Annotated in this window: 9 protein-coding genes and 1 pseudogene; 7 read left to right on the top strand and 3 right to left on the bottom strand. The window is 43.5% G+C overall.

Features of this window, described 5'->3' with window-relative positions; all coding sequences use genetic code 11:
• Positions 1 to 141: 141 nt before the first annotated feature.
• The 3 genes from ACP45E_RS08470 to map form a co-directional block, all read right to left on the bottom strand.
• Complete coding sequence (locus ACP45E_RS08470; RefSeq protein WP_017035061.1) at positions 142 to 525, bottom strand: DUF3461 family protein; 384 nt, start codon at positions 523 to 525, stop codon at positions 142 to 144.
• A 117-nt stretch (positions 526 to 642) separates the two neighbouring features.
• Entirely contained in the window at positions 643 to 3,267 is a 2,625-nt protein-coding gene (gene glnD / locus ACP45E_RS08465; protein ID WP_017038727.1) for a bifunctional uridylyltransferase/uridylyl-removing protein GlnD, read from the bottom strand.
• Between the two features lie 99 nt (positions 3,268 to 3,366).
• Positions 3,367 to 4,242, bottom strand: coding sequence for a type I methionyl aminopeptidase (map, locus tag ACP45E_RS08460; RefSeq protein ID WP_026026735.1), 876 nt, complete (start codon positions 4,240 to 4,242; stop codon positions 3,367 to 3,369).
• A gap of 395 nt (positions 4,243 to 4,637) precedes the next feature.
• Between map and rpsB the strand changes: the two genes are divergently transcribed.
• From rpsB to ACP45E_RS08425, 7 genes and pseudogenes are all read left to right on the top strand, one after another.
• On the top strand, positions 4,638 to 5,369 hold the full coding sequence (rpsB, locus tag ACP45E_RS08455; RefSeq protein ID WP_026026736.1) for a 30S ribosomal protein S2: 732 nt from the start codon (positions 4,638 to 4,640) through the stop codon (positions 5,367 to 5,369).
• A 129-nt stretch (positions 5,370 to 5,498) separates the two neighbouring features.
• A complete protein-coding gene (gene tsf, locus ACP45E_RS08450) occupies positions 5,499 to 6,344 on the top strand; it encodes a translation elongation factor Ts (RefSeq protein ID WP_017035065.1) in 846 nt (281 codons plus the stop codon).
• Positions 6,345 to 6,506: 162 nt separating this feature from the next.
• The gene (gene pyrH / locus ACP45E_RS08445; RefSeq protein WP_017035066.1) at positions 6,507 to 7,238 is read left to right on the top strand and encodes a UMP kinase; all 732 of its coding nucleotides are present in this window, start codon (positions 6,507 to 6,509) and stop codon (positions 7,236 to 7,238) included.
• Positions 7,239 to 7,335: 97 nt separating this feature from the next.
• Positions 7,336 to 7,893 carry a ribosome recycling factor gene (gene frr, locus ACP45E_RS08440; RefSeq protein ID WP_017035067.1) on the top strand — a complete coding sequence of 186 codons (558 nt, stop codon included), beginning with the start codon at positions 7,336 to 7,338 and terminating at the stop codon, positions 7,891 to 7,893.
• Positions 7,894 to 7,982: 89 nt separating this feature from the next.
• Positions 7,983 to 8,735: an isoprenyl transferase gene (locus tag ACP45E_RS08435; RefSeq protein ID WP_017035068.1), complete on the top strand. Its 753-nt coding sequence runs from the start codon at positions 7,983 to 7,985 to the stop codon at positions 8,733 to 8,735.
• Between the two features lie 16 nt (positions 8,736 to 8,751).
• Positions 8,752 to 9,594, top strand: a complete 843-nt coding sequence (locus tag ACP45E_RS08430) for a phosphatidate cytidylyltransferase (RefSeq protein ID WP_017038728.1) — start codon at positions 8,752 to 8,754, stop codon at positions 9,592 to 9,594.
• A gap of 46 nt (positions 9,595 to 9,640) precedes the next feature.
• A pseudogene (locus ACP45E_RS08425) lies at positions 9,641 to 9,943 on the top strand (1-deoxy-D-xylulose-5-phosphate reductoisomerase); the annotation flags it as partial.

Below are 9,943 nucleotides of genomic sequence, written 5' to 3'. Positions count from 1 at the left end.
ATTAGGGCAGCCATATCGCTCTACTTTGTTGGTGAGTATGCTGGCTGGTAGTGCATACAGAGCATTATTTTTCTCTCAAATAAAAAGAGGTTCCAACAAGGAGCCTCTTTTTATTGGCATACTGTCGATAATTGATCGTAACTATTTGAGTTTCTCTAAGTCAGATTCAATTTCTGTGATTTTACTAGAAACAACCTTTTCAAGGTGGCGTAAGTCTTTTAATATTTTAGCTTTTACATCCATTTCCGCCAGCTTTTCAGGCTTAGTGACTTTATTTAACTCGTCGATAACTAATGTCAGGTTGCGATTTATTTCAGTCACTTCTTTGTATTGGTGACTTCCGCTATCAACCAGTACATTCTTTATTTGACGTGGATATTTAAATTTGACGCTTTTGGCGAATAACTCGCCCTTCTGCTTATGATAATAGATCTTTAACACATCCTTGTGCGCTTCTTGTCGTAACGAATAACGCTCAATTTGCTTAGGGTTTTGAACCCCTAAGCCTGTGAGGTTTGGAAACATAGGCTACCTCTAACTCGTGATGTTAAATGAATAAAACTCTCATTAATGTAGCAGCCTATATTCGTGGTAGATAGCTGACAATCAAAACAACTGCGCAACTTGTGGGCAAGATCGCGATTAATTGGGTGCTAGCTCTGCGATATTCTCGATGAGCTTATTGCGCAGTTGAATTTGTGCTTCTTCATCTAATCTGGCGCCACTGCCATTGGTTAAAATAAACAAATCTTCTGCACGCTCTCCAATGGTTGTGATTTTTGCAGCGTGTAAACTGATGCCAAGATCAGAGAAGGTCGCGCCCACTGTGGCGAGTAATCCCGGTGTATCCAGTGCGACAAATTCCATCAACGTGCGTTTATTGCTCTTGGTCGGTAGGAAGTCAACTTTAGTCTTCACCGTGAAGTGTTGAAGATTTCTTGGGATACGGCGAGTTTTTATTTTAGTGGGTCTGCCATCTTCGATAACATGAATCAGATGTTTAATGACCGCTTTGTGGCGAGTTTCGTCAATAGACTCGCCGTTCTGATCGAGCACCATAAAGGTATCGAGCACGAAGCCATCTTTGCTGGTCATAACTTGAGCATCGTGAACATTGAGGTTACGCCTATCCAGCTCCGCAACCACGGTAGCGAATAATGCGTTCTGATCTTTACAGTAGACGAACACTTCAGTGCCGCCTCGCGTCGCTTTTTTACTGATCAAAATGACGGGTTTATTGCGATCCTCTTGGTTCAGTAAATGAGTGCAGTGCCACGCAATTTGGGTGTGGGTGTGGCGTAGGAAATAATCGGCTTTGAATCGTTGCCAGAGAACGTCTATTTCTCGCGCAGAGAAGCCTTCTTTACGCAGCAGTGCAGAAGCAAGTTGTTGGTTGTGGCGAATTCTATCACGCACATCGACAGGGTTTTCTAGGCCTCGTCTCAGTGCTCGTTGAGTGGAATAGAAGAGTTCGGCCAATAAGGTTCGTTTCCAGCTGTTCCACAGTTCTGGGTTGGTCGCGCAGATATCCGCAACGGTCAAACACACTAAATATTCAAGATGCTCTTCATCTCGAACTTTCTTTGCAAATTCTGTGATGACTTCAGGATCATAAATATCACGACGTTGAGCGGTGACAGACATCAACAGGTGGTTTTGAACTAGCCAAGAAACCAGTTTTGCTTCTGGTTTCGATAATCCATGCTCGATACAAAATTCGTAAGATTCAGCCGCGCCTATTTCTGAATGATCACCATTTCGACCTTTTCCAATGTCGTGGAAAATGGCGGCGAGCAACAACAACTCTTTTTTATGTATGCGTGGAAACACTTCACAGCAAATCGGATGCTTATCGTGGTTTGCTGGGTCATTAAAACGGTTAATGTGTTTTAGGAGGCGGATACTGTGCTCGTCCACAGTATAAACATGGAAGAGGTCGAATTGCATTTGGCCAACGATTTGGCTCCATTGGGGTAGGTAACTTGCCAGTACCCCAAGCTTATGCATCAGGCTAAATGCTTTGTGAAGGCTGTTAGGGTGACGAACCAGCGCTATAAACTTCTCTCTAGCGGCCGGAATCACATGCAGAAACTTATTCAAGCGTCGTCTTGCTGTGCGCAGTTGTCTCATCGTTGAAGGAGCTACACCTTCGATAGACGAATCGTTAGCGATATGAATAAACATATCAAGGATCGTTTCGGGCCTAGCTTGAAAAAGAGCAGGTTTACGTGCTTCAATCAACTTACCTTTACGCTGAAAATCACTGCTCAGCACAACGGCGTCATATTCTACCCCATTTTCAAGTATCGCCTGATCAAACAACTTGAGCAGCATTTTGTTCAATTCAGCAACGCGACGCAGAGTCCGATAGAACTCTTTCATCATCATCTCGACACCTCGATTACCTTCACCACTAAAGCCAAGACTTTCTGCTACTTGTGCTTGATGCCCAAAGGTGAGTCGGTTGTCGTAACGTTTTAGCTCAATGTGCAGGGCAAAGCGAACTCGCCAAAGGAAGTCCTGACACTCAACCAGTTCTCTATACTCAGCATCGGTTAAAAATCCGTATTTACTCATTTCCAATAGAGAGGTTGCACCGAAATGTCGCCTCGCAACCCAACTCAAAGTATGGATGTCTCGCAAGCCCCCTGGAGTCGATTTGATGTCCGGCTCGAGGTTATAAGTGGTATCGTGATAGCGAGCATGGCGCTGCTTTTGTTCCTGAATTTTTGCTTTGTAAAAGTCGTCACTAGGCCAAAAAGAGGGGGAGTTGATTTGCGTACTTAATTGGCTGAAAGTATCTTCACAACCGCACAGCAATCGTGCTTCTTGTAAATTAGTCGCGACGGTTAAATCTGCCTTACCAATAGTAAGGCATTCATCGACGGTACGAACCGCATGGCCAACTTCTAGTTTTAGATCCCACAACAGCGTAATGAAGGTACTGACTTTTTCGCCAAGGCAGTGGGGAAGTGCTTTTCTTGAAACAATTAAAATATCAATATCAGAAAGAGGGTGCAGCTCTCCTCTGCCATACCCCCCTACCGCCACCAAGCTAATATTCGGCAGTTTATTGAACCCATGCTCCACCCAGATTCGATTGAGCAGCCGATCCATATAGTCTGATCGACCTAATACCAAGTCAGATATTGGGTGGTGAGCGAGAAATTCATTCTTTTGAAAGTCAGAAAAGAGATCAAGTTGCTCCTTGAGAGAAGCTATTGAGAGTTGATCAGTTGAGAAGGTTTGTGGCGATTGATACGGCATATTCAGCGATCCATGCAATGTGAATATCGATATTAAGACAGTTAACTTACCAGATTGAAGGGGATAAAAAAATATCCCTGCTAGGCAGGGATATTAACGTCAGTTTTTCATCAATCTTGGTATGGTCTCTTCGCTGCGAAGAGTGAGTACCTCACAACCATTGGCTGTGACCAGAATGGTGTGCTCCCATTGGGCTGAGTTTTTACCATCCCCGGTATAAACGGTCCAATCATCTTCGGCATCGACACTACAGCCAAATTTGCCCGCATTGATCATAGGTTCAATAGTAAAACAGTGGCCTTCTTTTAAGACTCGACGATCGGAGTTTTTGTAGTGAACAATTTGTGGTTCTTCATGAAATTCGTCCCCGATGCCATGACCACAAAAGTCTTTAACGATTGAAAACTTATTACGAGGGTTCTTCTTGTTGTTTTCTTTGATGTACTTTTCAATTGCCGTACCGATGTCACCGACAGTTGCACCCGGCTTCACCTTGCGCATTCCGACATATAGGGCTTCCTGAGCGACCATACATAAGCGTTTGTCAGCAGGAGAAACGTCACCCACCAAGAACATCTTGGAAGTATCACCATGATAGCCTTGAGGTCGAGTGTTTAAGTCTGCGCCTTCCTCATCAGGAATGATAACTGTGATATCGACATTAAGTATGTCACCATTTTTCAATACAGCGGGTTTCAGTTGACCGTTACTGCCTTTTTCATCTTGAGAGGCAGGGATACCATGACAAACAATATGGTTGATCGAGGTACAAATTGATTTAGGGAAACCATGGTAGTCAAGAGGAGCAGAGTAAGCACCTTTCTCCGTTGCGTAATCATGGCAGAGAGTATTGAGCTCATCGGTTGTTACCCCTTCTTTTATATGGGGTTCAATCATTTCTAGAATTTCGGATGCCAGTTTGCCAGCGATACGCATTCTTTCGATTTCTTTCTGGGTTTTGATTTTTATAGACATTAGCGCTAATTCTCAGCCAGTTTAAGGTGCTCTCGACAATAATGATTCGTATTCTATCAGGAAGTACTGAAAAAGTGTATGTGTCTCAGTGGGCGGTTTTCATTGATAATCGGATCACATCGATAAATAGACTCAGCGGGAAGTCAATCGGTTAGGTTTTTTTACTAGCCATATAGTGTGAAAATATGGTATAAAGCGCGCCGGAATATCGGTCAATTATCTCTATCACTGGCGATAGTGACTGCTGTATTCCACTCACTTTAATTTAATTCACACACATTCCGACACATGTTCCGGGGTGCCTCAACTGTCAAACTATTTGTGCTTAAACAAATAGATGTTAGGGGTCGGAGTCATGGGGAGTGTGGAGGCCTAACCCCATAGAGGATTTTAAAATGGCAACTGTATCAATGCGCGATATGCTTAAAGCTGGTGTTCACTTCGGTCACCAAACTCGTTACTGGAACCCAAAAATGAAGCCATTCATCTTTGGTGCTCGTAACAAAGTTCATATCATCAACCTAGAAAAAACCGTACCAATGTTCAACGAAGCTCTAGCTGAACTGGCTAAAGTTGGCGAGAAAAAAGGTAAAGTTCTTTTTGTTGGTACTAAGCGCGCTGCATCTGAAGCTGTAAAAGAAGCTGCTGTAGCTAGCAACCAGTTTTACGTTAACCACCGTTGGTTAGGTGGTATGCTAACAAACTACAAAACTGTTCGTCAGTCTATCAAACGTCTTAAAGAGCTAGAAGTTCAAATTCAAGACGGTACTTTTGATAAACTTACTAAGAAAGAAGCTCTAATGCGTACTCGTGAAATGGAGAAGCTAGAGAAATCACTTGGTGGTATCAAAGATATGGGCGGCCTACCAGACGCTCTATTCGTAATCGATGCTGATCACGAGCACATTGCAGTTAAAGAAGCTAACAACCTAGGTATCCCAGTTTACGCTATCGTTGATACTAACTCTAACCCAGACGGCGTTGACTACATCATTCCTGGTAATGATGATGCAATCCGTGCAATACAACTTTACCTAAACGCTGTTGCACAAACAGTTGTTGAAGGTCGTAACAAAGATGTAGCTGCTCTTGCTGGCGAAAAAGACGGTTTCGTAGAAGCTGAATAATAGCGGCTCTGAGCCATGCTAAATGGGTACATCTTATAAAGCATGTATCGATTAAGTATTAGTTAGCATCGGGGGCCCAATATAGGCCCCTGATTTTTACCTTATTTCGAATTAACTGAGGAATAGAGAATGGCAACTGTAACTGCTGCTCTAGTAAAAGAACTTCGTGAACGCACAGCTGCGGGCATGATGGAATGTAAAAAAGCACTTGTTGCTGCTGAAGGCGACATTGAGCTAGCGATTGAAAATATGCGTAAATCTGGCGCAGCGAAAGCAGCTAAGAAAGCTGGTAACGTTGCTGCAGAAGGTGCAATCATTATTAAAGAAGCTGACGGTGTTGCTGCGCTTCTTGAAGTAAACTGCCAAACTGACTTCGTAGCAAAAGATTCAGGCTTCCTAGCCTTTGCTAACGAAGTTGCTGAAGTTGCTCTAGCTGAACGTCTAGACATTGAAGCACTTCAAGCTAAGTTTGAAGACGCACGTATTGCTCTAGTAACCAAAATTGGTGAAAACATCGGCATCCGTCGCGTACAGTTCGTTGAAGGTGCAGCTATCGCTTCTTACCGTCACGGTGAGAAAATCGGTGTAGTTGTTGCTGGTGAAGGCGATGCTGAAACACTTAAGCACGTGGCTATGCACGTTGCTGCTTCTAAGCCTGAATTCTTGAATCCATCTGACGTACCTGCTGATGTAGTTGCTAAAGAGAAAGCGGTTCAAGTTGAAATCGCGATGAATGAAGGTAAACCTCAAGAAATCGCTGAGAAAATGGTTATCGGCCGCATGAAGAAATTCACAGGCGAAATCTCTCTAACAGGCCAAGCTTTCATCATGGAACCTAAGAAAACTGTTGGCGATATTCTTAAAGAAAGAAGCGCAACAGTTACTGACTTCGTTCGTCTAGAAGTGGGTGAAGGTATCGAGAAAGCAGCTGAAATGAGCTTTGCTGAAGAAGTAGCAGCGGTTCAAAAAGGTTAATCCTTTTGCATGCTTAATTATTAGACCGTAGCCAAGGCTGCGGTCTTTTTGCGAAAAGCATTTGATGATTTCAGTGATCAATGAATATTGGCAGCGTACACAATACTCAGTATTTATTCATGACCGTTAATCAAAACTATCACTTTTTGGAAGGTAAACTCCATGACTACGAACCCTAAACCTGCGTACCAACGTATCCTGTTAAAACTGAGTGGCGAAGCGCTGCAAGGCGAAGAAGGTTTTGGTATTGACCCTGCAATCCTTGATCGCATGGCTCAAGAAGTAAAAGAATTGGTTGAACTTGGTGTCCAAGTCGGCGTAGTAATCGGTGGTGGTAACCTCTTTAGAGGCGCGGGTCTCGCAGAAGCTGGCATGAACCGTGTCGTGGGTGACCACATGGGAATGCTGGCAACAGTTATGAATGGTTTAGCGATGCGTGATGCGCTTCACCGCGCTTATGTTAATGCGCGTGTTATGTCTGCTATTCCACTTAAAGGTGTCTGCGATGACTATAACTGGGCTGATGCAATTAGCCAGTTACGTCATGGTCGTGTTGTGATTTTTTCAGCCGGAACGGGCAACCCGTTTTTTACAACAGATTCTGCTGCATGTTTGCGCGGAATTGAGATTGAAGCTGACGTGGTTCTCAAAGCGACAAAAGTAGACGGTGTATTTACTGCTGACCCAGTAGCTAACCCTGATGCAGAGTTGTATGATACGCTGTCTTACAACACTATTCTTGAAAAAGAACTTAAAGTCATGGATTTGGCGGCGTTTACGCTAGCGCGTGACCACAAGATGCCAATTCGAGTGTTCAATATGAACAAACCAGGCGCATTGCGTCGCGTGGTTATGGGCGAAACGGAAGGTACACTAATCAGCGACGCCGATTAATGTACGTCTTACTATCACAAGTGTATGGTGGTAGTAGAACTTAGCTTAGAGCCCTAAATGGCTTTCCTATACTAAGAATGAAAATCAAGGTGAAATTGTGATCAACGAGATTAAAACAGACGCGCAAGAGCGCATGGAAAAAAGCGTCGAAGCGCTAAAAAATAACCTGACAAAAATTCGTACTGGTCGTGCACACCCAAGCTTACTTGCTGGCCTTTCCGTCGAGTACTACGGAGCACCAACGCCATTAAATCAGGTAGCGAACGTTGTAGCTGAAGATGCACGTACTTTGTCTATCACTGTGTTTGATAGAGAGCTTGCACCTAAAGTTGAGAAAGCGATTCTAGCTTCTGATCTAGGTTTGAACCCAATGTCAGCGGGCACGGTTATTCGTGTTCCATTACCACCGTTAACTGAAGAGCGTCGTAAAGACTTAGTTAAAATTGTTCGTGGTGAAGCTGAAGGTGGTCGTGTTGCTATCCGTAATATCCGTCGCGATGCTAACGGTGATTTGAAAGGTCTTCTAAAAGACAAAGACATCTCTGAAGATGAAGAACGTAAAGCACAAGACGACATTCAAAAGTTGACTGACGCCGCGATTAAAAAAGTAGACGAAACGTTGGCTGTTAAAGAAAAAGAATTAATGGAAGTGTAAATAAGCACTTTGATTATCTTTAGAAGCGCTGTGTAAATGGCACAGCGCTTTTTTATTCTATATTCACTTCAACCCACCGAACAGCCTCTATGTTAAATACTCAGTTATCAACCGAAGCGTTACCCAAACACATTGCCGTTATTATGGATGGTAATGGTCGCTGGGCTGAAGCCCAAGGTAAGCCGAGAGTTTTTGGCCATAAGAATGGTGTTACTGCAGTTCGTAAGACCATCAGCACCGCAGCCAGACTCGGTATTGAAGCCGTCACGTTATTCGCCTTTAGCAGTGAAAACTGGCGACGCCCAGAGGAAGAGGTTGGTGTATTGATGGAGTTGTTTATCACTGTATTATCAACAGAGATAAAAAAGCTGCATAAAAATAATCTTCGTTTACGTATTATTGGTGACAAGAGTCGCTTCAGTGAACGTTTACAGAAAAAAATCAGTCAAGCCGAAGAAAAAACGGCAGACAATACGGGCATGGTTATCAATATTGCCGCAAATTATGGTGGGCAGTGGGACATTACGCAGGCAATGAAAAAGCTTGCGAAAGAAGTTGAGCAGGGGAAACTCAGCTCCGATCTGATCAATGAAGATCTTATTTCATCTCATTTAACCATGTCCGATATTCCGGATGTTGATTTGCTGATCCGAACGGGTGGAGAGTGTCGAATCAGTAACTTTATGTTATGGCAATTAGCTTATGCAGAGCTTTACTTTACGCCAATTTATTGGCCAGAATTTAGTGAAGATAACCTAATTGAAGCAGTGACTTGGTTTGTTAATCGTGAACGCCGTTTTGGGTGTACAGGAAACCAAATCAAAGCATTGATGGAAAATTAATAAAGGATCCATTAGTTTGAAGCAACGAATTATTACCGCACTCATTCTGGCTCCCCTGGTTATCTTAGGGATTTTTGAGCTTCCGCTGTCTTTATTTGTCATCGCGATCGCGGCAGTTACTGGGATAGGCTTCTGGGAATGGACTCAATTTGTCGAGCACAAATCTCGTCTTCGTGCATTAGTTCCTTCATTATTTATTGCCGCATTAAGCTTTGTTGTCATTGCCTTTGATGCAAAAAGCTTGAATGCGTTACTGCCTACGCATTATTTTGTGTTGGCGCTAGGCAGCGCTTGGTGGCTTTATGCCAGTGCGCTCGCGATTACTTACCCACGCTCTAGCCAATCTTGGCAAGCTTCTAATTTTTTAAGACACGCTTTTGGCTTGCTAACACTGCTACCTTTTTTGTGGAGTATTCTGATATTAAGAGCCCAAGGTATTGAAACTGATGTCTATTATGGCGCTAAGCTTGTTCTATTTGTGTGCTTGATTGTCTGGGCAGCGGATAGTGGTGCATACTTTGCTGGAAGAGCGTTTGGAAGAAGAAAAATGGCGCCATCAGTAAGTCCAAACAAAACGATAGAGGGGCTCGTTGGTGGAATTATTACGGCTATCATCGTTGGCTGGTTTACCGCACAATGGTTTGGAATCGAATTTACGAGCTCCGCTTCTATGGTAGTGATTACGCTAATAACCGTGATTGTTTCAGTGCTTGGTGATTTGGTCGAAAGTATGTTCAAGCGCGTTTCTGGTATCAAAGATAGCAGCAACATTATCCCAGGGCACGGTGGAGTTTTAGACAGAATAGATAGCTTAACGGCTGCGTTCCCTGTTTTTGCTTTTCTTTACTTCATCTTTTAATGAATAGGTAAGTGTTTACTTACCTCTCGAAATTACGGTTATAGTGATGCGTAAGCTAACGATTTTAGGCGCTACAGGCTCAATTGGTGCAAGCACATTAAAAGTGGTAGAGCAGAACCCTGAGCAATTCTCTGTGGTTGCTTTAGCCGCAAGCAGCAATGTGGATAAAATGCTGGAGTTATGCGTCAAGTGGCAACCGAAATACGCGGTCATGGCGGATTTAAAAGCCGCCTCTTTGTTGAAAACCAAGCTATCATCTATCGCCCCTCGTATAGAGGTTTTGGCTGGGCCTGAAGCAACGTGTCACGTTGCTGAATTTAACGAGGTAGATACGGTTATGGCCGCTATT

The organism is Vibrio genomosp. F10 str. 9ZD137 (assembly GCF_049974785.1).
GTDB lineage: Bacteria > Pseudomonadota > Gammaproteobacteria > Enterobacterales > Vibrionaceae > Vibrio.
The sequence above is the reverse complement of the archived record's forward strand: the minus strand, read 5'-3'. Positions and strand labels throughout refer to the sequence as shown.

Coding starts and splice junctions, on each gene's coding strand:
- glnD (WP_017038727.1), bottom strand. CDS start 3,267: ATGCCGTATCAATCGCCACAAACCTTCTCAACTGATCAACTCTCAATA.
- ACP45E_RS08435 (WP_017035068.1), top strand. CDS start 7,983: ATGTTAAATACTCAGTTATCAACCGAAGCGTTACCCAAACACATTGCC.
- pyrH (WP_017035066.1), top strand. CDS start 6,507: ATGACTACGAACCCTAAACCTGCGTACCAACGTATCCTGTTAAAACTG.
- rpsB (WP_026026736.1), top strand. CDS start 4,638: ATGGCAACTGTATCAATGCGCGATATGCTTAAAGCTGGTGTTCACTTC.
- ACP45E_RS08470 (WP_017035061.1), bottom strand. CDS start 525: ATGTTTCCAAACCTCACAGGCTTAGGGGTTCAAAACCCTAAGCAAATT.
- tsf (WP_017035065.1), top strand. CDS start 5,499: ATGGCAACTGTAACTGCTGCTCTAGTAAAAGAACTTCGTGAACGCACA.
- map (WP_026026735.1), bottom strand. CDS start 4,242: ATGTCTATAAAAATCAAAACCCAGAAAGAAATCGAAAGAATGCGTATC.